Here is a 25,507-nt window from a genome sequence, read left to right on the forward strand (position 1 = left end):
ATGGCAACTTCCGCAATTCCAGTCATCACCATCGACGGCCCTACCGCATCCGGCAAGGGCACGGTCGCACATCGCGTTGCCGATAAGCTCGGCTTCCATTACCTGGATTCCGGCGCCCTGTACCGGTTGACGGCGCTGTCGGCCCTGCGCCGCGGCACCGACCTGGCCGACGAGCATGCGCTGGCCAAGCTGGCCGAGCACCTGCAGTGCAGCTTCCAGGGCGGCGACATCATCTTGTCGCATGAAAACGTCACCGACGCCATCCGGGCGGAAGAGGTCGGCAACACCGCTTCAAAAATTGCAACATTTCCCTCCGTGCGCCACGCGCTGGTGGGGCTGCAGCTGGGCTTCCGCAAGGCGCCGGGCGTGGTCGCGGACGGCCGCGACATGGGCTCGGTGATCTTCCCGCACGCGCCTTTGAAGGTGTTTTTGACCGCCAGTGTGGCGGCCCGGGCGGAGCGCCGATATAAGCAATTGATTGGCAAGGGGTTTTCTGCTAATATGGAAGACCTACTGATGGATTTGCAGGCGCGTGACGACCGGGATACAAACCGGGCCATCGCGCCGCTGGTCCCCGCAGAGGGGGCGCATGTGCTCGACACCTCGGAAATGACGGCTGATGAAGCGGTCGACCAGGTGTTGCAGTGGTATGCGGCCATCGGTAAATAGCACGTGTCGCGGTCGCTCTGAGGACTGCGGCGTTTATTAACCTCAACCCAACTGAAGTCGCATATCGCGAGCCTTGTTGGCTACCTGGAAGTTACAATGTCTAATATGGAAAGTTTTGCAGCCCTCTTCGAAGAGTCCCTGTCGCGTCAAGACATGCGTTCGGGCGAAGTGATCTCGGCTGAAGTCGTTCGTCTGGATCACAACTTCGTGATCGTCAACGCCGGCCTGAAATCGGAAGCATTCATCCCTGTTGAAGAATTCAAGAACGACCACGGCGAACTGGAAGTCAAAGTAGGCGACTTCGTTTCCGTGGCGATCGAATCGCTGGAAAACGGTTTCGGCGACACCATCCTGTCGCGCGACAAAGCCAAGCGTCTGGCTTCGTGGCTGGCACTGGAAAAAGCCATGGAATCGGGCGAAATCGTCGTCGGTACCGTCAATGGTAAAGTCAAGGGCGGCCTGACCGTTCTGACCAACGGCATCCGCGCGTTCCTGCCGGGCTCCCTGGTCGACACCCGTCCAGTGAAAGACACCACCCCATTCGAAGGCAAGACCCTCGAATTCAAAGTGATCAAACTGGACCGCAAGCGTAACAACGTCGTTCTGTCCCGCCGCGCCGTCATCGAAGCTTCGATGGGCGAAGAGCGTCAGAAACTGATGGAAACGCTGAAAGAAGGCACGGTTGTTACCGGCGTCGTCAAGAACATCACCGACTACGGCGCGTTCGTGGATCTGGGCGGTATCGACGGCCTGCTGCACATCACCGACCTGGCATGGCGTCGTGTGCGTCACCCATCGGAAGTGCTGACCGTTGGCCAGGAAATCACCGCGAAAGTACTGAAGTACGATCAAGAGAAGAACCGTGTGTCCCTGGGCGTGAAGCAACTGGGCGACGATCCTTGGACCGGTCTGTCCCGTCGTTACCCACAAGGCACCCGCCTGTTCGGTAAAGTCACGAACCTGACCGACTACGGCGCGTTCGTTGAAGTTGAACAAGGCATCGAAGGCCTGGTTCACGTTTCCGAAATGGACTGGACCAACAAAAACGTCGCTCCAAACAAAGTTGTCCAGCTGGGCGACGAAGTTGAAGTGATGGTTCTGGAAATCGACGAAGAGCGTCGCCGTATTTCGCTGGGCATGAAACAGTGCAAAGCAAATCCATGGGATGACTTCGGCGTGACCCACAAGAAGGGCGATAAAGTCCGTGGCGCGATCAAGTCGATCACCGACTTCGGCGTGTTCATCGGCCTGGCCGGCAACATCGACGGCCTGGTGCACCTGTCCGACCTGTCCTGGACCGAAACCGGCGAAGAAGCCGTGCGTCGCTTCAAGAAAGGTGACGAACTGGAAGCCATCGTTCTGGCCATCGACGTTGAGCGCGAGCGCGTTTCCCTGGGCGTCAAGCAACTGGAAGGCGACCCATTCAACAACTTCGCAGCCATGAACGACAAAGGCGCACTGGTAACTGGTACCGTTAAATCGGTTGAGCCTAAAGGCGCAGTGATCCAGCTGTCCGAAGAAGTTGAAGGCTACCTGCGCGCGTCGGAAATCTCGCGTGACCGCGTGGAAGATGCTGGCACCCACCTGAAAGTCGGCGATTCCGTCGAAGCTCTGGTGATCAACATCGACCGCAAAGCACGTTCGATCCAACTGTCGATCAAAGCTAAAGACAGCGCTGAAACTGCAGAAGCCATGCAGAAGATGGCGTCGACCGACAACAACGCAGCTTCGGGCACCACCAGCCTGGGCGCGCTGTTGAAAGCCAAGTTCGATAACAAGAACTAAGAACTAGTCGATGACTAAGTCCGAGTTGATCAACCGCCTGGCTGAGCGTTATTCTCAGCTGGTGGCCAAAGATGCGGAGTATGCCGTCAAGACCATACTGGATGCGATGACCAACGCCCTGGCGACCGGTCAGCGCATCGAGATCCGCGGTTTTGGCAGCTTTGCTCTGAATAGCCGGCCGCCGCGTATCGGACGTAATCCGAAGTCGGGCGACAAAGTGATGGTGCCCGAAAAACGGGTGCCTCACTTCAAGCCGGGCAAGCAATTGCGCGAGCGGGTTGACGCGATGGTCGGGCAACCGATCATTGAGGACTGAAGCGTCTGATGAGTTAAAATAAAAGCGGCGTCTACGGATGCCGCTTTTTTTTAGAAATACTGAACAGGAAACCTGGCTAATGAAATTCATATCCACGATTATTGGATTCGTTCTTTTCGTCCTGTTTTTTGGCTTTGCCCTGAAGAACACGCAGGAAGTCGATCTGCATTTCTTCCTTCACTATGATCTGCACGGACCATTGGTCCTGATGCTGCTGGGCTTCTTCGTCGCCGGCGCCTTCCTGGGCGTACTCGCGCTGACGCCGACCGTGTTCCGCCACCGCCGCGAAACCAACCAGCACAAAACCACGATCACCACGCTGCAATCGACCGCGCTGCAGGCCAACGCCCAGCCGCAGCCGGACAGCGTCAACACACAATAATTAAATAAAAAAAACCGGCATGGAATTCGAACTTTGGTGGTTATTGGGTATCCCGGTCTTCTTCGGACTGGGGTGGGTCGCCGCGCGCGTCGACATACGTCAACTGGTGTCGGAATCGCGCACGCTGCCGCGCGGTTACTTCAAGGGCTTGAACTTCCTGCTCAACGAGCAGCCGGACAAGGCCATCGACGCCTTCATCGAGATCGTCCGCATGGACCCGGAAACGGCCGACATGCACTTCGCGCTGGGGAATCTGTTCCGCCGCCGGGGCGAGACCGAGCGCGCCATCCGCGTGCACCAGAACCTGCTGTCGCGTCCCGACCTGCCGCAGGAGCAGAAGGAACACGCGCAGTACGAGCTGGGCATGGACTACCTGAAGGCCGGCCTGTTGGACCGCGCCGAGGAAACCTTCAACGCCATGCTCAGCGGCCAGTACGCCGTGCAGGCCCGCCGCGCGCTGCTGGAAATCTTCCAGCGCGAGAAGGAGTGGCCGCGCGCCATCGAGGCGGCGATCGGCCTGCAGGAATCGGGCGCCGGTTCGCGCCAGAAGGAAATCGCGCAGTTCTATTGCGAGCTGGCGCAGGACGCGCTGGTGCACATGCATCCGGAGCAGGCGCTGCCGCTGCTGGACAAGTCGCTGCACGCCGACCGCGTCAACGTGCGCGCCACCATGCTGAGCGGCGACGCCCAGCTGGCGCAGGGCGATGTCGAAGGCGCGCTGCTGACCTGGCGCCGCGTCGAGCAGATCAGCGTGCCGCATACGGCGCTGGTGGCGCAACGCATGATGGATGCCTACCGCAAGGTCGGCCGTCCGCAGGAAGGCGTCAACCTGCTGAAATCCTATCTGGAACAGGCTTCGTCGATCGACCTGATCGAAGTGGTGTACAAGGCGGTGCTGGAGCTGGACGGCGTCGACGCCGCCAAGCAGCTGGTCAGCAATGAGCTGCGCCGCACGCCGACCCTGCTGGGCCTGGACAAATTGCTGGAGGCGCGCCTGATGGACGCGCCGGCCAACCTGGTGCCGGAACTGTCGATGGTCAAGAACCTGGTACACGGTTATACGCAGAAGCTGGCACGCTATCAATGCAGCCATTGTGGTTTCAAGGCCCGTCAGTTCTACTGGCAGTGCCCGGGATGCAGCCGCTGGGAGACTTACCCGCCGCGCCGCACCGAAGAACTCAACGTCATGAATTAAAAGAGCACCAACATGAAAATCACCATCATCGGCACCGGCTATGTAGGCCTCGTCACCGGCGCTTGCCTCGCCGAACTGGGCAACGACGTTTTCTGCCTCGACGTCGACCAGAAGAAAATCGACCTGCTCAACAACGGCGGCATCCCTATCCATGAGCCGGGCCTGGAAGAAGTGGTCGCGCGCAACCGCGCCGCCGGCCGCCTGCAGTTCTCCACCGACGTCGCCGCTTCGGTCGCGCACGGTTGCCTGCAATTCATCGCCGTCGGCACGCCGCCGGATGAGGACGGTTCGGCCGACCTGCAATACGTGCTGGCCGCCGCCAAAAACATCGGCAAGTACATGACCGAGTTCAAGGTCATCGTCGACAAATCGACCGTGCCAGTCGGCACCGCCGACCGCGTCAAGGCCGCGGTGCAGGCCGAGCTGGCCACGCGCGGCGATGCGTCGACATTCTCCGTAGTCTCCAATCCCGAGTTCCTGAAAGAAGGCGCGGCGGTGGAAGACTTCATGCGTCCAGACCGCATCGTCATCGGCTGCGACAGCACGCCGGAGGGCGAAAAAGCCCACGGCCTGATGAAGAAGCTGTACACGCCGTTCAACCGCAACCACGAGCGCACCTTCTGGATGGACGTGCGCTCGGCCGAGTTCACCAAGTACGCGGCCAACGCCATGCTGGCGACCCGCATCTCGTTCATGAACGAGCTGGCCAACCTGGCCGACCAGGTGGGCGCCGACATTGAAGCGGTACGCCACGGCATCGGCTCCGATCCGCGCATCGGCCACAGCTTCCTGTACGCCGGCGCCGGCTATGGCGGCTCCTGCTTCCCGAAAGACGTGCAGGCGCTGGAGCGCACCGCGCGCCAGTACGACCAGGACTTGCTGATCCTGCGCGCCGTGGAAGCGGTCAACGACAAGCAGAAGCTGGTGCTGGGCCAGAAAGTGGTCAAGCGTTTTGGCGAGGATTTGAGCGGCAAGCATTTCGCGGTCTGGGGCCTGGCCTTCAAGCCGAACACCGACGACATGCGCGAAGCCCCGGCCCGCGTGCTGATCAAGCAGCTGCTGGACGGCGGCGCGACGGTGGCGGTGTACGATCCGGTCGCGATGACGGAAGCCAAGCGCGTGCTGGAGCTGGACCTGAGCGCCGAAGAAATGGCGCGCATCCGCTTCGCCACCAGCCCGATGGATACGCTGGCCGCCGCCGAGGCGCTGGTCATCGTCACCGAGTGGAAGGCCTTCCGCAGCCCGGACTTCGACCGCATCAAGTCGTCGCTGAAGCAAGCCATCATCTTCGACGGCCGCAATCTGTTCGAGCCGGAAGTGATGGCTGAAGCAGGCTTCGAATACCACGGCATCGGCCGTTCCATCCTGACCCGCGTTTAAGAGGTTTCTGTGAGCACTAACGTCACGACTTATCAAGCACCTGCACTGGATCAAGTGCGCATCCTGGTGGTGGGCGATGTGATGCTGGACCGTTACTGGTTCGGCGACGTCAGCCGCATTTCGCCGGAAGCGCCGGTGCCCATCGTCCGCATCGAGAAGCGCGAAGCGCGGCTGGGCGGCGCGGCCAACGTGGCGCGCAATGCCGCGGCGCTGGGCGCGCGCGCCGGCCTGCTGGGCGTGGTCGGCGCCGACGAGGCCGGCAACGAAGTGGAGCAGATGCTGCAAAGCGGCGGCATCCACAGTTACCTGAAGCGCGACGACGCCATCTCGACCATCATCAAGCTGCGCGTGATCGGCCGCCAGCAGCAGATGGTGCGCATCGATTTCGAGGAAGCGCCCACCGATACCGTGCTGCGCGACAAGCTGCTGCAATTCAAGGCGCTGCTGGCCGACTACGACGTGATCGTGCTGTCGGACTACGCCAAGGGTTCGCTGGTCAACGTGGCGGACATGATCGCGTCGGCGCGCGCCGCCGGCAAGGTGGTGATGGTCGATCCGAAGGGCGACGACTTCACCCGCTACGCCGGCGCGACCGTGCTGACGCCGAACAAATCGGAAATGAAGCGCATCGTCGGCAGCTGGAACAGCGAAGAGCAGCTGACCGCCAAGGCACAGGCGCTGCGCGCGGAACTGAAGCTGGACGCGCTGTTGCTGACCCGCTCGGAAGAGGGCATGACGCTGTACACCGACGGCGAGCAATTCCACATGCCTGCGCAGGCGCGCGAGGTGTTCGACGTCTCCGGCGCCGGCGACACGGTGATCGCCACCATGGCCGCCATGCTGGGCGCCGGGGTCGGCTGGAACGAAGCGGTGCAGACGGCCAACCGCGCCGGCGGCATCGTGGTCGGCAAGCTCGGTACGGCGACGGTCACGCGCGAGGAGTTGTTCGACGCTTGATGGGCGGCTGCTGATGCATGTCATAAAAGCTTCATGGATAATCTGTCAACCGACGTCGAGGCTGGCCGTTAAGGGTGTTCAAGGCGCGGTTGTCGCCCTTGCTTTCACCCACCATGGAGATTGAGACATGTTCAAGAAAATTTTGCTGGCTGTTGCGACACTGATTGCAACGATGGGCTTCGCTTTTGCGCAGGTCGACGTCAACAAGGCTGACGCCGCCGCGCTGGACTCGGTCAAGGGCATCGGCCCGGTCAAATCGAAAGCCATCCTGGAAGAGCGTAAAAAAGGCGATTTCAAGGATTGGGCGGATTTCGAGAAGCGCGTGAAGGGCATCGGCGACAAAAGCGCCGTCAAGCTGTCGCAAGCCGGCCTGGTTGTGAACGGCAAGCCACTCGACGGTGCGCCGGCCGCTGCGGCAGCCCCTGCCGCCAAGGCTGACAAGAGCGCCGACAAGGCCGCCGCCAAGGCTGACAAGGCAGCAGCGAAGGCCGCCGCCAAGGCCGAGAAAGCAGCCGCTGCATCGACGCCGGCCGCCGCGCCAGCCAAGTAAGCGCTCCATCCCCCCAACCCGCAGCCGGCCGCTGCGGGTTTTTTGTTTGTGTTTTGTTTCCCGGTCAAAAATAGTCGTTGATCCGTGCGAAGATATTGAGATCTTTTCACCGGAGACAGACGATGCATTGCAAGCCACTCATCCTGACTGCCCTGAGCGTGCTGGCCGTCGCGCCAGCCATCGCGGCCGGCCCTGACACCAGCCGTCACCAGGCCCAGATCGACCAGATCGTCAAGGACATCTCGCCGGTCCGCATCGAGGGCTATATCAACAAGCTGGTCGGCTTCCGCACGCGCCACACGATGTCGGACACGGTCTCCGAAACCGAAGGCATAGGCGCGGCGCGGCGCTGGATCAAGAGCGAGCTGGAGCGATGCGGCGCGGCCCAGGGCGGACGCCTGCAAGTGGCGTTCGACAGCCACATCGCGCCGGTCTCCGCGCGCATCAGCCGTCCGACCGAGATCGTCAACGTGGTGGCGACCCTGCCGGGCACGCAGGCCGCTTCGGTGGACCGCATGTACGTGGTCAGCGGCCACTACGACTCGCGCAACACCGACGTCATGGACGCCAAGGGCGACGCGCCCGGCGCCAACGACGACGCCTCCGGCACCGCCGCCGTGATGGAAATGGCGTGCGTGATGGCCAAGTACAAATTCGACGCCACGCTGGTCTTCATGACGGTGGCGGCGGAAGAGCAGGGCTTGCTGGGCGCGGCGCACTGGGCCGAGCTGGCCAGGCAGAAGAACCTGAACATCGCCGGCATGTTCACCAACGACATCATCGGCAGCTCGCGTGACGAGCACGGCAAGGTCGACAACACGCAAGTGCGTTTGTTCGCCGAAGGCTTGCCGGTGCAAAAGGAAAACAGCGACGCCGTGCGCACGCTGATCCAGACCGGCGGCGAGAACGATTCGCTGTCGCGCCAGCTGGCGCGGGCGGTGAAGGAGGCGGGCGAGCGTTATGTGCCCAAGTTCAAGGTCAACGTCATCCAGCGCCGCGACCGCTACCTGCGCGGCGGCGACCACATGCCGTTCCTGGAGCGCGGCTATGCGGCCCTGCGCTTCACCGAGCCGGCGGAAGACTTCAACCACCAGCACCAGAACATCCGCACCGAGAATGGCGTGCTGATCGGCGACCTGCCGCAGTACGACGATTTCAACTACATCGCCCAGGTGGCGCGGGTGAACGCGGCGGCCTTGTCGTCGCTGTCGCTGGCGCCGGCCGCGCCGGCCAAGGTGCAGGTGCGCACCGCCAAATTGCAGAACGATACCGAGCTGGTGTGGCAAGCCAACGCCGAGCCGGACCTGGCGGGCTACCGCATCGTCTGGCGCGACACCTCGGCCGCCGAATGGCAGGGCAGCCAGTTCGTCGGCAAGGCCACCGAGTTCACGGTGCCGCTGTCGAAGGACAACTACTACTTCGGCGTCCAAGCCATCGACACCGAAGGCAACGCCAGCCCGGCCAGCTACCCGACGCCGCTGCGTTAACCAGCAGCTTGCGCATTCGCTCAATGCGGTACATAGTTATGTCCTCGGAGGCATGCTTCAACGCGGGCCTCATGGGGAGTTTTTGACCAATGAGCATAGCGGGCATTACGGCCAAAACTGGACCATTTTTTATCGCCATCACTTCCCTCGGTGGTTGTCGAAAATGACTGGGATGGTGGTATTGCATCAGTCATGGGGACGGAAATGATAGCGCCGGCACTTTTTCTTGCAGATGAAGCGCGGCCTTATTGCTGGCTGATGGAAATCAGTGGCCGTAAGCTCGGTGTTCATTTGCGCGACGGATGGTGCATGCTAGTACACGATCAAGCACACCTCATTAACTCTGAAAGCATGTGCGTGCATCTCTTGCCTGTTCTGGAGTTGGACGTGCAGGACTTCCATGAGTTTTTGGCTGGTGTTGAGCTCCGATTCCCCGACTATGCTGCAAGTGTACGAAGGTTTCCGGCGAAGTCATTGCTGAAGCATGCTCTCAGTACTTCAGTTGGCGGCTACTGGCCGACGAAAGCCCTCGCTTGGCTGGAAAACGATCCTGCGATGCAGCAATCGGTGAAGGCCGAGTTGGAGGCATTGGCGCGCAATAAGGCCATGCCGCAGGAGGCGCGGCAAAGGGGACGGCGTATGATGCGTAGTCTCTGTGCCATTTCGGTGTGAGTACGATATCATCGCGGCCCCGTTGCCGCCAGCCCAGCTTATGACACTCAAGATATCCAGAATCCTCCATGCCGGCTATGTGTTCGAATGCGATGAAACGCGTATCGTGTTCGATCCGATCTTCGAGAACCCGTTCAGCAGGAACTGCCACGCCTTCCCTGATGTGCGCTTCGATCACGCGCAGATACGCGGGATGAAGCCGGATGCGGTGTTCATCTCGCACTTCCATGACGACCACTGTTCGCTCGAGAGCCTGGAGCTGCTCGACCGCGCTACGCCAATCTACCTCTACTGCCTGTTCGATGAACTGTTCGCGATGATACGCGCGCTGGGCTTCGTCAATGTGCAGTCGCTGAAGGTGGATGCGCCGGTGCGCATCGGCGCCATCGAAGTCATCCCGCGCAAGGCCCTCGACTCCGACGTCGATTCGATGTTCCACATCCGCGCCGCCGGCCTGAATGTGCTCAACGTCGTCGATTCGTGGATGGACCCGGAAACGCTGGAGCAGCTCAAGCCCTACGCGCCGTGGGATATGGTGTTGTGGCCTTTCCAGACCATGCGCGAGATCGATGTCATCGCACCGTCGCGCGCGGAGGGCGGTGTGCCGCAGCTGCCCGAGGAGTGGCCCGAACAGCTGCAGGCACTGGCGCCGCGCTACGTGGTGCCGAGCTCCTGCCAGTTCGTGCAGGAGCCCTGGTCGTGGTACAACCACGCGCTGTTCCCGATCACCTATCGCCAGTTCGCGCAGGAAGTCGGCGCGTGGCTGCCCGGCGCCGGCATTGTGCGCCTGAACCCGTCGGTGTCGGTGGAGCTGACGCCGCAAGCGCTGACGCCATCGGCACCGCTGCCATGGGTGCAGCCGGTCGGCGAGCAGGATGTGGACTACGAATACAACGCCGCCATCACGCCGCCACCGACATCGGAGATCGCCCGCCATTTCGCGCCGCTCAGCGCCGGGCAAACCGCGCTGGCGCTGGACTACTGCCGCAACGGCCTGCTCGAAAAATACCGCGACATGGAGCTGACCCCGGACAGCTATTTCGAAACGCCCTGCGTCTGGCAGCTGTGGGTCTACGATCACGAGGGCGTGGCGCAGCAGTTCCGCTACCGCATACACGGCGACGACATCGCGCTCGCCGGCGACGAGGAGGCGCCGACCTGGATGACCGAGATCCCCATCGCCAAGCTGTACGCCGGCCTGGCGCTGGGCGAGTCGCTGACGTCGATGTATATGCGCATCAACGGTGCGCCGCCCGACGCCGACATCGTCGACGATCCGCTGATACGCTGCCTGTTCAACGACGCCTTCGGCGCCTACCAGTCGGCCCAACTGAAACGCATCAAGGAGCGCAACGCACAATGAGGTCTTGGGTACCGGCTCTGCGCCGCGCATTGATTATCGCCACGCTGGCCTGCGCCCCTGCTGCGCAGGCGCAGTCCGTGGCCTTCACCTTCGATGACGGCCCTAGGCTGGAGGCGACGCCGCTGATGTCGCCGCAGCAGCGCAACCAGGCGATGCTCGACGCGCTGGCCGCGCACCACGTGCAGGCGGCCTTGTTCGTCACCTGCGGCTTCGGCGCGGACAAGCCGGAAGGCTATGCGCTGGCCAGGGCCTGGGGGCAGGCGGGGCATGCGCTCGGCAATCACACGATGACCCATCCCGACCTGAACGACGCCAAGCTCAGTCTCGCGCAATATCGCCAGGAGGTGCAGGACTGCGACCGCATCACGGCCACCCTGCCGGGCTATCAGAAGTGGTTCCGCTACACCTATCTGCGCGAAGGCAACACGCCGGAGAAGCGCGACGGCATGCGCGCCTTCCTCAGGCAGAGCGGCTACCGCAACGGTTACGTCAGCCTCGATACCAGCGACTGGCGGCTGGATGAAAAACTGAACCAGGTGCTGCGCGCCGATTCCAAGGCCGACCTCGCGCCGATCAGGCAAGCCTACCTGTCGCACGTGCGCCAGCGCGCCATCGCCTACCGCGACCTGTCGCGCAAGCTGGAGGGCCGCGATATCCCGCAGGTCATGCTGATGCACCACAATCTGATCAACGCGCTGTGGCTCAAGGACGTGATCCAGCAGTTCGTCGACATGGGCTGGACCATCACCACGCCTGCGCAGGCGTTTGCCGATCCGGTCTACCAGTTGCAGCCGGAGCGGCCGGCGCCGGGCCAGAGCCTGTTGCTGTCGATCGCGCGCACGCGCGGCATGGGCAAGTTCGAGGGCTGGGAGCGGGTGGTCGACGACGGTGACTTCGAGATCAACGCGCTGGAAGCGCCGGCGCCGCCGCAGAAATAGGTCGCGCGCGCCAAGCAAGTTCGCTTGGAAGCAACAGTATTGCCTGCCGGTTCATGCGGTGCGCCCGATTGGTGCGCCAGGGTCTACAATTGTCGCGAACCGATCATTGGGGGCCTTCATGAAAAGCAAATTCTCCATCAAGAATATTTTCATCGTGTTCTTTCTGGTCAGCCTCGCGCTGTCCAGTCTGACCTTGTGGGCGCTGGTGCGCATCTCGACCAAGGAGGGGGAGCTGAACCGCGCCAACGAGGCGCGCTACCACTCCTATCTGCTGGCCGACGAATTGCGGCAAAGCTCGGACGACCTGACCCGGCTGGCCCGCACCTACGTCGTCACCGGCGACCCCAAGTACGAAAAAGAATACGTGGACATCCTCGATATCCGCAACGGCAAGAAGCCGCGGCCCCAGCATTACGAGCGCATCTACTGGGACTTCGTCGCGGCCGGCGTCGACCAGCCCACCCCCGACGGCGAAGCCGTCGCGCTGAGTGAGCTGATGCGTCGAGCCGGGTTCACCGAAGAGGAATTCGGCAAGCTGAAAGAGGCGCAGGCCAATTCGGACGGGCTGGTGAAAACCGAAGTGATCGCCATGAACGCCGTCAAGGGCTTGTTCGACGACGGCAGCGGCAAGTTCACCAAGACCGGGCCGCCCGACCCGGACATGGCGCGCAAGATCATGCATGACGATCAGTATCACAAGAACAAGGCCAAGATCATGCAGCCGGTGAATGAATTCCTGGTGCTGCTCGACGAGCGCACCGGCGCGGCGGTCGCGGCCTCGACCCGCAGCACCACCATGGCGTTCCGGACCGCGATCGCCTTGCTGGCGCTGCTGGTCGGCGTGTCGCTGGTTTGCCTGTTCATGATTTATCGCCACATCAAACTCAGCTTCGACCACGCGATCGACACCGCGCGCAATATCGCGGCAGGCGATCTGGACCATGACATCCGCATCGAGCGCGACGACGAGGTCGGCCATCTGATGGATGCGATGAACACCATCAACACCAACCTGACCAGCATGATAGGCCGCATCCGCTCCAGCACCGACGAGATGCTGGTGGCCACCGACGAGATCGCACGCGGCAACGCCGACCTGTCGTCGCGCACCGAGGCCCAGGCCAGTTCGCTGGAGCAGACCGCCAGTTCGATGGAGCAATTGACCGACACCGTCAAGCAGAACGCCGACAGCGCGCGCTCGGCCAATCAGTTCGCGGCCGACGCGTCGACCGTGGCCGTGCAGGGCGGCGCGATGGTGGCGCAGGTGGTCGATACGATGGGCTCGATCAAGGCCAGTTCCAGCCGCATCGTCGACATCATCGGCGTGATCGACGGCATCGCTTTCCAGACCAATATCCTGGCGCTCAACGCCGCCGTGGAAGCGGCGCGCGCCGGCGAGCAGGGGCGCGGCTTCGCGGTGGTGGCGTCGGAGGTGCGCAACCTGGCGCAGCGCAGCGCGGCGGCTGCCAAGGAGATCAAGCAACTGATCGGCGCGTCGGTGGAAACCGTCGATGCCGGCAGCAAGCTGGTGAACGACGCCGGCAGCACCATGACGCTGCTGGTGGCGTCGGTGCAGAAAGTGGCCGACATCATGGCGCAGATCACCGCCGCCAGCCAGGAACAAAGCACCGGCATCGGCGAGGTCAACCGCGCGGTGACGCAGATGGACGACATCACGCAGCAGAACGCCGCGCTGGTGGAGCAGGCGGCGGCGGCTGCGGAAAGCTTGCAGGAGCATGCGCAGGCATTGGCGCAGTCCGTCAAGGTCTTCCATTTGAAGGGGGAGGCGGCGGCCCACTTGCAACGGCCGCAGCCGGCCCCGCGGGCGGCGCCGGCCCGGCTGGCGCTGCCGGGCCGGGCATAGCGCCGGGTTCAGCCAAACAATTCGGCCAAACAATTGAGCTAAACGATTTAGCTGAATACCTTGTCGGCCGGCAGGTTGGCCAGGAAGGCGTGGATCTGCGACACCACGGCCGCGCCTTCGCCCACCGCCGCCGCGACGCGCTTGGTCGAGCTGGCGCGCACGTCGCCGATGGCGAACACGCCCGGCACGCTGGTCTCCAGCGCGGCGCGCGACGGCAGGTCGCGCGGGTACACGCCGTCGCGGAAGTTGGCCTTGCACTGCGATTTGGTGACGTCGAAACCGGTGCGGATGAAGCCGTTGGCGTCGACGTCCACGCCGCAATCGCCCAGCCAGTCGGTATTCGGATCGGCGCCGATGAACAGGAACACGCGGCAGACGTCGTAGTCGCATTCCTCGCCGCTCTTGATGCCGCGGATGCGCACCTGCTTCAAGCCGTCGTCGTCGCCTTCCAGCGCGACGATCTCGGTTTGCGTGTGCAGCTCGATGTTGGGCGTGGCCTGGATGCGCTCGATCAGGTAGCTCGACATGGTCGATGCCAGGCTGTCCTTGCGGATCAGCATATGCACCTTGGCCGCGTGGCTGGCCAGGAAGACCGCCGCCTGGCCGGCCGAGTTGCCGCCGCCGACCAGCACGATCTCTTCGGTCTTGCACAGCTTGGCCTCGATCGGCGAGGCCCAGTAGTACACGCCCTTGCCTTCGAACTGGCGCAGGTTGGCCAGCGACGGGCGGCGGTAGCGCGCGCCGCACGACAGCACGACGGTGCGCGCCTTCAGCCGCTGCAGGCTGCCGCACATTTCCACTTGCAGCGGATAGGTGTCGCAGATCAGGCGGCCGGCAGGCGCGGGGATGGCCACTTCGACGCCGAACTTCTGCGCCTGCACGTAGGCGCGGCCGGCCAGCGCGCGGCCGGAGACGCCGGTGGGGAAGCCCAGGTAGTTCTCGATGCGCGCGCTGGCGGCGGCCTGGCCGCCGTAGGCGCGCGTTTCCAGCGCCAGCACCGACAAGCCTTCCGACGCGGCGTACACCGCCGTCGCCAGGCCGGCGGGGCCGGCGCCGACCACGATCACGTCCCAGATTTTCTCGCTGTCGATCTCGGGCAGCATGCCGAGGCAGCGGCCGATGTCGACCACGCTCGGATTCTTTTTGACGACGCCGTCCGGGCACACCACCAGCGGTAGTTCCTCGGGTTTCGGCTGGTAGTGCGCCATCAGGTCGGCGGCCTGCCGGTCCAGTTCGGGATCGAGCACGCTGTGCGGGTGGCCGTTGGCCGACAGGAAGCTTTGCAGCGTGTGGATGCGGCCGTGGCCGCGCGGGCCGACGATCACCGGGCCGCCGGAATTCTGTTCGATCAGGCCGACGCGGCGCAGGATCAGCGCGCGCACGATGCGCTCGCCCAGCTCGGCGTGCGCGACCAGCAGCGCGCGCAGCGATTCGGACGGCACCACCAGCACTTCCACCGCGCCCACCGCCTTGCCGTTGCCCAGCGAAGGCCGGCCGGACAGCTGCGCCACCTCGCCGCTGAACTGCCCCGGCGTGTGGGTGGTGATGTAGGATGTGTTGCCGAGGCCGTCGTAGCGGCTGACTTCGATGCCGCCCTTGAGCACCAGCATCAGGCCGAAGCCGGTCTTGCCCGCTTCGAAGATCATGTCGCCGTCCTCGAAGTGGCGCACGTGGCCGAAGCGCAGCATGTGCCTGATGTCGGCCGCGCTGAGCACGGGGAAGATCTGGTGCTGGCGTTTTTCGAGGTCCAGACCGGTGAGCGGAGTCGGCTCGTCCGGCGTGTCTTCGGGGAGCAGTTCCATAGGGGTTGTGGCCATGACGATTCCGGGAAATGAAAGTGGTGACAGAAGTGTTGCAAGTCTATCCCATGGCGGCGCGCCGTCCAAGCACTTCGCCCGGGGATCTCCCGTACGCGGGATCCCAACTCGGATTAAAATGCATGTTTTGGCGAAATAACTGAAGATAGAACACGATGGCTTACAAGACTCTGGAAGATACGATAGGCAACACGCCGCTGGTGCAGCTGACGCGCTTGCCCGGCGCCGAGGCGCTGGCCCGTAACAACGTCATACTCGGCAAGCTCGAAGGCAATAATCCGGCCGGTTCCGTCAAGGACCGCGCCGCCATGTCCATGCTCAAGCGCGCCGAGGAACGGGGCGACATCAAGCCGGGCGATACGCTGATCGAGGCCACCAGCGGCAACACCGGCATCGCGCTGGCGATGGCGGCCGCGCTGCGCGGCTACAAGATGCTGTTGCTGATGCCGGAGAACCTGAGTGTGGAACGGCGCCAGAGCATGGCCGCCTATGGCGCGCAGATCATGCTCACGCCCAAGACCGGCGGCATGGAGTACGCGCGCGACATGGCCGAGCAATTGCAGAAGGACGGCAAGGGCATCATCCTCGACCAGTTCGGCAACTTCGACAACGCCCGCGCGCACTACGAGGGCACGGGGCCGGAGATCTGGCGCGACACCAATGGCCGCGTGACGCACTTCGTCAGCGCCATGGGCACCACCGGCACCATCATGGGCGTGTCGCGTTATCTGAAGGAGCAGAATCCTGGCGTGCAGATCATCGGCGCCGAGCCGGAAGAGGGCTCGTCGATACCCGGCATCCGCAAATGGCCGGAAGCCTACCTGCCGAAAATCTACGACCGCTCGCGGGTGGATCAGGTGGAGTCGGTGTCGCAGGCGGCGGCCGAACGCATGGCGCGCCGCATGGCTGCCGAGGAAGGCATCTTCTGTGGTATTTCAGCGGCGGGCGCCTGCGAGATCGCGCTGCGCATTGCGCAAACGGTGGAGAACGCAACCATCGTGTTCATCGTTTGCGATCGCGGCGACCGCTACTTATCGACCGGGGTATTCCCGGCGTAAGGTATTGCATCCCTCGCCCCTGGATAAGGGGGAGGGAGTCGCTGCAGGACGACGGCTGGATCAGCCCTGGCCGCCTGGTTCGCCTTCTTTAGGCTTGAATTGCTTGTCGCTGATGCGGAACTTGTTGCGGCGGTCGCCCATCAAGTAACGCAGGTCGCGGATGCTCAGGTCGCTTACTTCGTGCATGCGGATCAGCAGCGAAGCGCCAACCGGCAAGCGGTGGTGGCGGATTTTGCTGATGACCGGCGGTGCCACTTCCAACGCGCGCGACAGGGCTGCATCGTTTTTCAGACGCAGGTTCTCGATCAGGGTATCGAGCAGGCGGTTGGGATTGTATTGCAGCAGATCATCGCCATCCGCATCGTTGTTCATATCTATGCCGACTTGGTTTGTCATGATTTCGTCTTTTCCTTCTGTAAAGTTGTCCTGCAAAGTACAACACTCGGAGCTCGCTTTGCTGCGTTAATGTTCATCCTTACCAAGGAACGAATTCACACACGGACGGGATTCCGGGATAACAAGTTTCATAATATATACACAATTGTACAACAACATGCCATGTAATACTCATAAGCAATAAAAAAACCTCATTGCTTGTGGGGTATTGTTGTCCGGTTGCAACATTGTGTGAGAATTATACACCCACTGATATGCTAAGCTGCTTGTGCACACACTTAATGAACACACAAAGTTAATTTTAAGTTAATTTTGTTGTAGATCAGTTTATGTTTGCACCACAGATACCGCAAGTTTGTACAAATACTTGCCAAGTGTCAACTAAACAATACAGTCGGCAAGTCTGCGGATCAAGGTACTTTACGCTTCCTTACAAACCGCCGCGTGCCAGGCGCACCGCGCGCCCCAGTTCCACCACCGACATCGCGTAGAAATAGCTGCGGTTGTATTGTGTGATCGCGAAGAAATTATTGTTGGCCAGCCAGTACTCGGTCGGCTCGGCGCCGTTCTGCAAATCCACCAGGCCGTAGTTCTGCTGTTCCGGCACCGGCACCGCGGTGGTGACGCCGGCCGCCGCCAGTTCCGGCGCGCGGTACTTGGCGCTCAGGCCCTGGTTGGTCATGGCTTCCCAGGCGCGGTTGGGCGAGACGCTGGCGGCGTACACCAGCGGGCCGCCCAGCTCGCGCTGCCAGCCGTGCGCGGCCAGGAAGGCCGCCACGCTGCCGATGGCGTCGCCGCTGGAGTTGAGCAGGTCGATCTTGCCGCTGCCGTCGAAATCGACCGCGTACTTCATCACGCTGCTGGGCATGAACTGCGGCATGCCGATGGCGCCGGCGAAGGAGCCGCGCAGCGACAGCGGATCGATGCCGTTCTGGCGCGCGAACAGCAAGGTCGCCTCCAGCTCGCCGCGGAAGAAGGCCATGCGCTCGGCGCGCTGCGGCGCTTCCGGGTAGGAGAAGGCCAGCGTGGTCAGCGCGTCGACCACGCGGAAGCGGCCGGTGTTGCGGCCGTACACGGTCTCGACGCCGATGATGCCGACCAGGATCTCCGCCGGGATGCCGTACAGCGCCTCGGCCCGTTCCAGCGCGTCGCGGTTGTCGTTCCAGAATTTGACGCCGTTGTCGATGCGCACCGGATCGACGATCAGGCGGCTGTAGGCTTGCCAGTTCTTCGGCTTGCCCGGCGGCGCCGGCTTGACCAGCTGCACCGCCGAATCGAGGTAGCGCACCTGGCCCATCAGCGTGTTCAGTTCGGCGCGCTCGAAGCCGTCGCGGGTGGCGACCTCGTCGAGGAAGCTGCGCACTTCCTTCCAGTCGCCGAAGTTGACGAACTCGCCGACATAGTCGACCGGCGGCGGGCCTTTTTTCTTGGCGGCCGCCGGGGCCTTTTTCTTCGGCTGCATGCTCGGCGGCAGCTTGTAGCCGTAGGGGTCGATCTGGGCGGCCTGGCCCAGGGTGGCGGTGCCCAGCAGCAGGGCGGTCATCAATGTCTTCATCGGCATATGCGTAGCAAGGTTTTCAGCGTCGTCAGCGACGCCGAGCGTGGTTCGGAACCGGCGGCGCCGTACTTCAGCGCGCCGTACAGTGTTAAAAATTTGTCCATCGCGGCTAGCCGGTCCGGGCTGGCTTGCATGGTGCGCAGGCGGGCGGCGTAGCTGGCCGGGCCTTCGTCCGGGCGGCGCGCGTAGCCCCGGCGCGCCTGCTGCCGGCAAAAGGCCTGGTACAGCCGGTCCAGCGGCGCCAACGGCCGCCGCTGCCGCCTCCAGTACAGCCCATACAGCAGGCCGCCCGCCAGCGCCGCACCGAGTGCGCTGCGCCAGTTGGCGAAGGCTGAGCTTAGTTCCTCAAGGAAACTCCGCTGCCTCTCTGGATTGTAATCCAGGACCCATTGATTCCAAGCATTATTCAACGCGGCGTAGTTGAATCTGAGCTTGCCCAGCCACGAATCGGGGTCGTTTTGCAGATTCAGCAAGGGGCCGAGGCCGAAAGCGGACGGTTGCGGCAGCGCCTGCGCCAGGCTGTGGGCGATGCGTTCGGGCGCGACGGCGGCGGTCGGGTCGATGCGGCGCCAGCCGGCGCCGGGGGCCCAGAACTCGGCCCAGGCGTGGGCGTCGGACTGGCGCACGGTCAGGTAGCCGTCCACCGGGTTCAGCTCGCCGCCCTGGTAGCCGGTGACGACGCGCGCCGGCACGCCCATGGCGCGCATCAGCACCACGAAGGCGCCGGCGTAGTGCTCGCAGAAGCCGGCCTTGCTGCCGAACAGGAAATCGTCGACGGCGTCGCGGCCCAGCAAGGGCGGCTGCAGCGTGTAGACGTAGCCGTCGTCGTGGAAGCGCTGCAGCAGGCGCAGCGCCAGCCCGGCCGCCTCGCGCGCGGCCGGCGGCGCGGACCCGGCGGCGTGCGCGTGCAGCGCGCGCGCCAGCGCCAGCGTGCGCGGGTTGAAGCCGGCCGGCAGCTCGGTCCAGCGCGCCATGCGCTGCGGCTGTTCGTCGGCCTGCACGCGGAAGTCGGTCCAGGCGCCGGCCTCGTAGCGCACGCGCTGCGTGACCGGCTCGCTGGTGAAGAACTCCAGTTCGTCGGAATCGCGCACGCGGTAGCCGGGCAGGGACAGCGTCGGCCCGCTCAGCTCCAGCGCCGCCAGCCAGCGGCTGTTGGTGGGCTCCATGGTGATCTCGTGGCGCAGCGGCTGGCCGCGCGTGGCGACGCCGATGTCCAGCCGTTGCAGGCCGCGCCGGCGCGGCACGCGGGTCCAGGTGTGGCCGTCGTAGTCGCCCAGCACGATGCTGCGCCAGTACAGCTGGCCCTGGGCCGGCATCGGGCCGAAGAAGCGCACGCGGAAGGCCACGGCGTCCGACTGCGCCAGCGACGACAGCGTGCCGGGCGCCATGCTGTCGGAGATGCCGGTGTGGCCGCTGTGGGCGTCGCCGGGCAGGCCCCACAGCGGACCCTGGATGCGCGGGAAGCCGACGAACATCAGCATCGCCAGCGGCGCCGCCAGCAGCGCGGTGGTGGCGGCGGTGCGCAGGCGGCGCGCCAGCGGCGGCACGGCGCCGGTGTACTGGAACGATTGCTGGGCCGTCAGCAGCACGATCAGGGTGGCGCCCATCCACAGCGCGGTGGGCATGCTTTGCGAGTAGAAGAAATTCGTCAGCAGCACGAAGAAGCTGAGGAAGATCACCACGAACAGGTCGCGTTTGGCGCGCATCTCCAGCAGCTTGAAGGCCAGCAGCAGCGCCAGCATGGCGACGCCGGCGTCGCGCCCCAGCAGCGTGTGGAAGCTGCGGTAGACGCCGGCCATGGCGGCGATCGAGACCGGCAGCAGCAGCCACAGCGGCGGCATGCGCTTGCCGCGCCAGGTGATGGCGGCGCGCCACAGCAGCGTGGCGCACACCACGGCGCTGATCCACGGCGGCAGGTGCGCGAAGTGCGGCGCCAGCACCATCAGCGCGGCGGCCAGCAGCAGCAGGGTGTCGGACTTGTCGCGCGTCAGGCGCGGCGCCAGGCGGGCGCTCATGCGCCGCCCTCCAGTCCGAACAGCGCCAGCGCGCGCAGGCAGGCGGCCTGGTGGGCGTCGCCCAGCGCCGGGCCGTACTCGTGCTGCGCCAGGCGGAAGGTGTAGGGCAGGGCGCGCCGCTCGGCCTCCAGCACCCAGCGCGCCATGCGCGACAGCTTCAGTTCCAGGTCCAGCTGCGCGGGCAGCGCGGCGAAGTCGAGGCACAGCTCGGCCACGGCGCCGCCGTCGAAATGCTTGGTGACGAGCTGCCCGCCCAGCGCCGGATCGTGGCGGGCGATCTGGCGCCAGGCCAGGTGGCGCATCGGGTCGCCCGGCTGGTAGCTGCGGATGCCGGCGAAATTGTCCAGCCCCACGGTGCCGTGGCCGTCCTCGCTGGCGGCGCCGCTGGACGGCAGCGGCCGGGCCGGCAGCTCGGGCGCCGGATACACCAGCACCCTGAGCGCGGGGCGCCAGTAGCTCCAGGCGCGGAACAGGCCGAGCGGGAAGCGCGTGACGAGGCGGATGCGCGGCGCCTCCAGCCAGCCGCGCGCGGAGGTGGCGGCCGACAGCCGCACCGTGCTGGCGCCGCCGGCCGCGACGTCCGTGACCTGGCGCGGTTCGCCGTCGGCCTGGAAGCCGAGCCAGACGGCGTAGCGCGCCAGCTTGCCGCGGTTGTGCAGGTGCAGTTCGAACTGCGCCTCCTCGCCGGCGAACACCGGCGCCGCGCGGCCCGGCGTCAATTCCAGGCGGGCCAGGTTGTTGGCGGTCTGGTACATATCGGCCACGGCGCAGGCGCCGGCGAAAAAGGTCAGCGCGAAGCCGAGGCCGAGGTTGTAGTTGAGGGCGCCGATCAGCATCAACAGCAGCAGGCCGGCGAAGGCCAGGCCGGGCCGGGTCGGCACGATGAACACGCGGCGCATGGTCAGCGTGACCGCGCCCGCTTCGCTGGGCCCGAGCTGGAACAGCCACTGGTCGCGGGCGCGCCGGTACAGGCCGCGCAGCGAGGATGGCGAAGACAGCGAGGGCGGCGGGCCGGCCATGGCGGCCTAGACGGGCACCGACGCCTGCAGCTGCAGCACCAGGTCGCGGCTGGCCAGCGCGACGCCGTGCGCCGCCTTCAGCGGCCGCAGCCGGTGCGCGCACACCGGCACCAGCACCGCCTGCACGTCCTCCGGCAGCACGTGGTCGCGGCCCTCCAGCGCGGCCCAGGCGCGCGCGGCCTGCAGCAGGGCGATGGCGGCGCGCGGGCTCATGCCCTCGGCGAACAGGCCGTTCTGGCGCGAGGCGGCGGCCAGCGCCTGCACATAGTCGATCAGCGCCGGCGCGGCGTGGATGCGCTTGAGCGCCTGCTGCGCCTCGGCCAGTTCGGCCGGCGCCATGGCCGGCGACAGCGCCTTGAGCAGCACGCGGCGGTCCTCGCCCATCAGCAGCGCGCGTTCGGCGGCGGCGTCGGGATAGCCCAGCGACAGGCACATCAGGAAACGGTCCAGCTGCGATTCCGGCAGCGGGAAGGTGCCGATCTGGTGGGTGGGGTTTTGCGTGGCGATGACGAAGAACGGCTGCGGCAGCGGACGGGTGACGCCGTCGGCGCTGACCTGGCGCTCCTCCATCGCTTCGAGCAGGCCGGACTGGGTCTTGGGCGTGGCGCGGTTGATCTCGTCGGCCAGCAGCACCTGGGTGAAGATGGGGCCGGGGTGGAACACGAAGCCGTTCTGTTCGCGCTCGTAGATGGAGATGCCGTTGACGTCGGCCGGCAGCAGGTCGCTGGTGAACTGGATGCGGTTGAAGCGCAGCCCCAGCGAGATCGCCAGCGCATGCGCCAGCGTGGTCTTGCCCACGCCCGGCACGTCCTCGACCAGCAGGTGGCCGCCGGCCAGCAGGCAGGTCAGCGCCTGGCGGATCTGCAGCTCCTTGCCGACGATGATGTCGCCGACCTGCCGGGCCACGGCATGCAATTTTGTGTACATGGTATCGATGGGAGTTGTGCGCTGTACAGATTCTATGCGAGAAACTGCCCAGGCGATACCATGCGGGTGTTGCGGCTTACGGCGCCTGCTTCAGGTTGCGGTCGAGGAAGGTCTCGACCTGGGTCCAGAAGTCGATGCTGTTTTCCGGACGGCGCCAGCCGTGGCCCTCGTCGTTGTAGATGATCGACGTCACATTGGGGTTGCCGGCCTTGACGGCGGCGGCGAAGCTGCGCGCGTTCTCGATCGGCACGCGGCGGTCCATCAGGCCGTGCGCCATCAGCAGCGGTTGCTTGAGCTCGGCCGCGCGCAGCAGCGGCGAGTTCTTGCGCATCATCGCGGCGTCGGCCGGGTTGTCGGGGTCGCCGACCAGCAGGCGCAGGCTGTAGCCCAGGATTTCCTGCGACGCATCCGACTCGGTGGTGGTGAAGCGCAGCTTGATGTCGGTGGAACCGGCCCATTCGACGCCGCAGCGGAACACGGCCGGATCCTTGATCAGGCCCATCAGCGTGGCGTAGCCGCCGTAGCTGGCGCCCATGATGGCGACGCGCTTGGGATCGGCCCAGCCCTGCCTGGCGGCCCAGCGCGCGGCGTCGGCCAGGTCGTCCTGCATGGTGCCGCCCCATTGCTTCCAGCCGGCCTGGAAGTGGTCGGCGCCGAAGCCGGTGCCGCCGCGGAATTCCGGCTGGATCACGACGTAGCCGCGCGTGGCCAGGAAGGCCGCTTCGGCGTCCCATTCCCACGAGCCGCCGCGCACCATCGGGCCGCCGTGCACCAGCACCACGGCCGGCTGCGGGCCGCTCGGCTTACCGGGCGGCAGCGTCACGTAGACCGGGATGGAGCGGCCGTCGCGTGCCGCGTAGCGGTGGAAGCTGCGCGGCCCCATCTGCGCCGGCACGATGTCGGGATGAACGCCGCCCAGGCCGATGACGGCGCCGCTGGCGCGGGTGTACAGCAGGAAGCGCTGCGGCTGGCGGTCGGAGTTCGATGCGATCAGCAGCACCGGACTGGCGGCGCAATCCTGCGCGCAGTGCACAGTGTTGATGGTGGTGGGCAGGGCGGCATCGATCTTGGCTTGTTCGGCCTTCAGCGCCGGGTCCAGCCAGACGGTGGTGGCGGCGTCGGTATGCAGGTGCAGGCCCAGCAGCTTGTGGGTGACGCGGTCGATCTCGGGGCTGCCGTGGAAATCGTAGCCCGGCGTTTCGACGAAGGGTTCCGGGTCCATCTTCAGCGTCTTCAGGTTGTAGCGGAACAGCGCGCCGTTGCCCTTGTAATTGGCGGTGACGTAGAGCGTGTCGGCGCCGTCGAAGAACAGCGGGGCGAAGCGCTGGTCCTGGTAGCAGACGCTGTTGCCGATCTCGCTCCAACTGGTGTCGGCGGGGTTGCGGTGGGAGGTGATGCAGCGGCCCTTGACCTGCGCGGTGACGACGCGCGGCACATCGTTGCCGTCGGTCAGCCAGGACTGGACCGCTTCCGGCTGGGTGCCGTCGAAGGCGCTGCGCAGCGCCTGGGTGCGGGTGTTCAGGCGCATCAGGCGCGAGTGGTCGGGCGTGCGGTCGGTGTTGTTCCAGGTGTACTTCTCGACCAGGATGTCGTCCGAGCCGTCGTGGGTCACGCCATGGAAGCTGTAGGCGGCGGTCAGCGTGCGGTTGACCATATTGCTGCCGACCTGCTTTTGCTGGTGCTTCCAGTTGCCGGCGATCAGGTGCACGCGGTTCTCGCCGCTGCGGTCGATGGCGAATTCATCGAGGTTGCCTTCGAATTCGTTGTCCAGGTTCCTGACGGTGAAGCCGACGCGGTTTTCGTTGATCCAGTGGACGCTGGTGATGACGGCGCGGTCGGCGGTGGAGCGCGCCAGCAACGTCACCTTGGACAGATTCGTGCTGTCGCGTACGACCAGCGCCTGGATGCCGTCGGGCAGCATGGTGGTGAGGGCGATGTAGCCGCCCTTGGGCGACAGTGCAGCATGGCTGACCTGCTGCGCGGAGAAGAAGCTGGCGACCGGCGGCGGCGGCGACGTTGCTGCGGCGGCATGGGCGCCGTGGCTCAGTAGTGCGGCGCCGGCCAGTGTTAGCGAGCGGAAGAGGGGAAAACCTGCCATGCATGACTTTCATTGTTAAATAATCTGCAATGATATGCGGCAATTGTTTTTTTGTCTATCCAGCGGCGCGCGGCCATCCGGCGCCGCCGCTATCTATGGTAGATTAGCGACTACAGCAGCAGATACCCGTCACATGACTACAGCCATATACAGCCACCCCGATTGCGCCCGCCACGACATGGGCGACTGGCACCCCGAATCCCCCGCGCGCCTGCAAGCGATTGCCGACCAGCTGATCGGATCGCACATCAGCGACCTGCTGGAGCACCGCGAAGCGCCGCTGGTGGCGCTCGCCGATCTCGAACGCAACCACAGCAAGAACGCCATCGCCATCGTGCGCGACAACGTGCCCGAGCCGGGCGAGTGCTACCCGATCGACGGCGACACCTCGCTCAACCATTACAGCTGGCTGGCCGCGCAGCGCGCCGCCGGCGCCGCCGTGGCGGCGACCGACGCCGTCATCGACGGCGAGATCGACAACGCCTTCTGCTCGGTGCGTCCGCCCGGCCACCATGCGCGGCCGATCGAGCCGATGGGCTTCTGCCTGTTCAACAACGTCGCGGTGGCGGCCAAGCATGCGCTGGACGCGCGCGGCCTGGCGCGGGTGGCGGTGGTGGATTTCGACGTCCACCACGGCAATGGCACCGAGGAGGCGCTGCTCAACGAGCCGCGCGCGCTGATGGTCAGCTTCTACCAGCATCCGTTCTATCCGTACACCGAGCCTGAGCCGATCAGCGCGCACATGGTCAACGTGCCGGTGCCGGCGCACACGCGCGGCGACGCGGTGCGCCAGATCGTGCTGGAGCAGTGGCTGCCGGCGCTGCACGCCTTCAAGCCGGAGATGATCTTCATCTCGGCCGGCTTCGACGCCCACCGCGAGGACGACGTCGGCGGCATGGGCCTGGTCGAGGCGGACTACGCGTGGATGACGCAGCAGGTGATGGAGGTGGCCAGGCTGTACGCCAAGGGCCGCATCGTCAGCTGCCTCGAAGGCGGCTACAACCTGTCGGCGCTGGGCCGCAGCGTGGTGGCGCATGTGAGGGCGCTGGCGGACCTGTGAC

General features: G+C 64.8%; 22 protein-coding genes. 15 read left to right on the forward strand and 7 right to left on the reverse strand.

What is annotated here, in order from left to right; all coding sequences use genetic code 11:
- The 13 genes from cmk (at window position 1) to DUGA2_RS14760 (ending at window position 13,558) form a co-directional block, all read left to right on the forward strand.
- Entirely contained in the window at window positions 1–669 is a 669-nt protein-coding gene (gene cmk, locus DUGA2_RS14700) for a (d)CMP kinase (protein ID WP_008446210.1), read from the forward strand.
- Window positions 670–774: 105 nt separating this feature from the next.
- On the forward strand, window positions 775–2,454 hold the full coding sequence (gene rpsA / locus DUGA2_RS14705; RefSeq protein ID WP_070269952.1) for a 30S ribosomal protein S1: 1,680 nt from the start codon (window positions 775–777) through the stop codon (window positions 2,452–2,454).
- Between the two features lie 10 nt (window positions 2,455–2,464).
- Window positions 2,465–2,770 (forward strand): integration host factor subunit beta, encoded by a 306-nt coding sequence (locus DUGA2_RS14710; RefSeq protein ID WP_008446215.1) that lies wholly within the window; start codon window positions 2,465–2,467, stop codon window positions 2,768–2,770.
- A 79-nt stretch (window positions 2,771–2,849) separates the two neighbouring features.
- On the forward strand, window positions 2,850–3,152 hold the full coding sequence (locus DUGA2_RS14715; RefSeq protein WP_008446217.1) for a lipopolysaccharide assembly LapA domain-containing protein: 303 nt from the start codon (window positions 2,850–2,852) through the stop codon (window positions 3,150–3,152).
- Between the two features lie 19 nt (window positions 3,153–3,171).
- Window positions 3,172–4,347, forward strand: a complete 1,176-nt coding sequence (gene lapB / locus DUGA2_RS14720) for a lipopolysaccharide assembly protein LapB (protein WP_070269954.1) — start codon at window positions 3,172–3,174, stop codon at window positions 4,345–4,347.
- Between the two features lie 12 nt (window positions 4,348–4,359).
- Entirely contained in the window at window positions 4,360–5,727 is a 1,368-nt protein-coding gene (locus DUGA2_RS14725) for a UDP-glucose/GDP-mannose dehydrogenase family protein (protein ID WP_070269955.1), read from the forward strand.
- A gap of 9 nt (window positions 5,728–5,736) precedes the next feature.
- Window positions 5,737–6,684 (forward strand): D-glycero-beta-D-manno-heptose-7-phosphate kinase, encoded by a 948-nt coding sequence (rfaE1, locus tag DUGA2_RS14730; protein ID WP_071658916.1) that lies wholly within the window; start codon window positions 5,737–5,739, stop codon window positions 6,682–6,684.
- Between the two features lie 127 nt (window positions 6,685–6,811).
- Complete coding sequence (locus DUGA2_RS14735; RefSeq protein ID WP_070269959.1) at window positions 6,812–7,234, forward strand: DUF655 domain-containing protein; 423 nt, start codon at window positions 6,812–6,814, stop codon at window positions 7,232–7,234.
- Window positions 7,235–7,356: 122 nt separating this feature from the next.
- Entirely contained in the window at window positions 7,357–8,721 is a 1,365-nt protein-coding gene (locus DUGA2_RS14740; protein ID WP_070269961.1) for a M28 family peptidase, read from the forward strand.
- Between the two features lie 204 nt (window positions 8,722–8,925).
- Window positions 8,926–9,393 (forward strand): hypothetical protein, encoded by a 468-nt coding sequence (locus DUGA2_RS14745; RefSeq protein WP_168167794.1) that lies wholly within the window; start codon window positions 8,926–8,928, stop codon window positions 9,391–9,393.
- Window positions 9,394–9,433: 40 nt separating this feature from the next.
- Entirely contained in the window at window positions 9,434–10,756 is a 1,323-nt protein-coding gene (locus DUGA2_RS14750) for an MBL fold metallo-hydrolase (RefSeq protein ID WP_070269966.1), read from the forward strand.
- Window positions 10,753–11,694, forward strand: a complete 942-nt coding sequence (locus DUGA2_RS14755; protein ID WP_070269968.1) for a polysaccharide deacetylase family protein — start codon at window positions 10,753–10,755, stop codon at window positions 11,692–11,694. The genes DUGA2_RS14750 and DUGA2_RS14755 overlap by 4 nt, the downstream gene beginning before the upstream one ends.
- Window positions 11,695–11,812: 118 nt before the next feature.
- Window positions 11,813–13,558, forward strand: coding sequence for a methyl-accepting chemotaxis protein (locus DUGA2_RS14760; RefSeq protein ID WP_070270255.1), 1,746 nt, complete (start codon window positions 11,813–11,815; stop codon window positions 13,556–13,558).
- Between the two features lie 47 nt (window positions 13,559–13,605).
- Here the strand turns inward: DUGA2_RS14760 and DUGA2_RS14765 are convergent, their stop codons facing one another.
- Complete coding sequence (locus tag DUGA2_RS14765; RefSeq protein WP_070269971.1) at window positions 13,606–15,375, reverse strand: cyclic nucleotide-binding domain-containing thioredoxin-disulfide reductase; 1,770 nt, start codon at window positions 15,373–15,375, stop codon at window positions 13,606–13,608.
- A 155-nt stretch (window positions 15,376–15,530) separates the two neighbouring features.
- On the opposite strand from DUGA2_RS14765, the gene cysM reads away from it, so the two are divergent.
- The gene (gene cysM, locus DUGA2_RS14770; RefSeq protein ID WP_070269973.1) at window positions 15,531–16,433 is read left to right on the forward strand and encodes a cysteine synthase CysM; all 903 of its coding nucleotides are present in this window, start codon (window positions 15,531–15,533) and stop codon (window positions 16,431–16,433) included.
- 60 nt (window positions 16,434–16,493) lie between these two features.
- Here cysM and DUGA2_RS14775 read toward each other — a convergent pair whose 3' ends face one another.
- The 6 genes from DUGA2_RS14775 to DUGA2_RS14800 all read right to left on the reverse strand — a co-directional run bounded on the left by DUGA2_RS14775 (window position 16,494) and on the right by DUGA2_RS14800 (window position 24,446).
- The gene (locus DUGA2_RS14775; protein WP_008446241.1) at window positions 16,494–16,829 is read right to left on the reverse strand and encodes a hypothetical protein; all 336 of its coding nucleotides are present in this window, start codon (window positions 16,827–16,829) and stop codon (window positions 16,494–16,496) included.
- A 430-nt stretch (window positions 16,830–17,259) separates the two neighbouring features.
- On the reverse strand, window positions 17,260–18,390 hold the full coding sequence (gene mltB / locus DUGA2_RS14780; protein WP_070269975.1) for a lytic murein transglycosylase B: 1,131 nt from the start codon (window positions 18,388–18,390) through the stop codon (window positions 17,260–17,262).
- On the reverse strand, window positions 18,381–20,402 hold the full coding sequence (locus DUGA2_RS14785; protein ID WP_070269976.1) for a DUF3488 and transglutaminase-like domain-containing protein: 2,022 nt from the start codon (window positions 20,400–20,402) through the stop codon (window positions 18,381–18,383). Before DUGA2_RS14785 ends, mltB begins: the two co-directional genes overlap by 10 nt.
- On the reverse strand, window positions 20,399–21,421 hold the full coding sequence (locus DUGA2_RS14790; protein ID WP_070269978.1) for a DUF58 domain-containing protein: 1,023 nt from the start codon (window positions 21,419–21,421) through the stop codon (window positions 20,399–20,401). The genes DUGA2_RS14785 and DUGA2_RS14790 overlap by 4 nt, the downstream gene beginning before the upstream one ends.
- Before the next feature lie 6 nt (window positions 21,422–21,427).
- Entirely contained in the window at window positions 21,428–22,348 is a 921-nt protein-coding gene (locus DUGA2_RS14795; RefSeq protein WP_070269980.1) for a MoxR family ATPase, read from the reverse strand.
- Between the two features lie 76 nt (window positions 22,349–22,424).
- On the reverse strand, window positions 22,425–24,446 hold the full coding sequence (locus DUGA2_RS14800) for a S9 family peptidase (protein WP_070269983.1): 2,022 nt from the start codon (window positions 24,444–24,446) through the stop codon (window positions 22,425–22,427).
- Window positions 24,447–24,579: 133 nt separating this feature from the next.
- Between DUGA2_RS14800 and DUGA2_RS14805 the strand changes: the two genes are divergently transcribed.
- Complete coding sequence (locus DUGA2_RS14805; RefSeq protein WP_070269985.1) at window positions 24,580–25,506, forward strand: histone deacetylase family protein; 927 nt, start codon at window positions 24,580–24,582, stop codon at window positions 25,504–25,506.
- Window position 25,507 lies beyond the last annotated feature (1 nt).

Origin of the sequence: Duganella sp. HH101 (genome assembly GCF_001758795.1) — a bacterium.
Classification (GTDB): domain Bacteria; phylum Pseudomonadota; class Gammaproteobacteria; order Burkholderiales; family Burkholderiaceae_D; genus Rugamonas; species Rugamonas rivuli.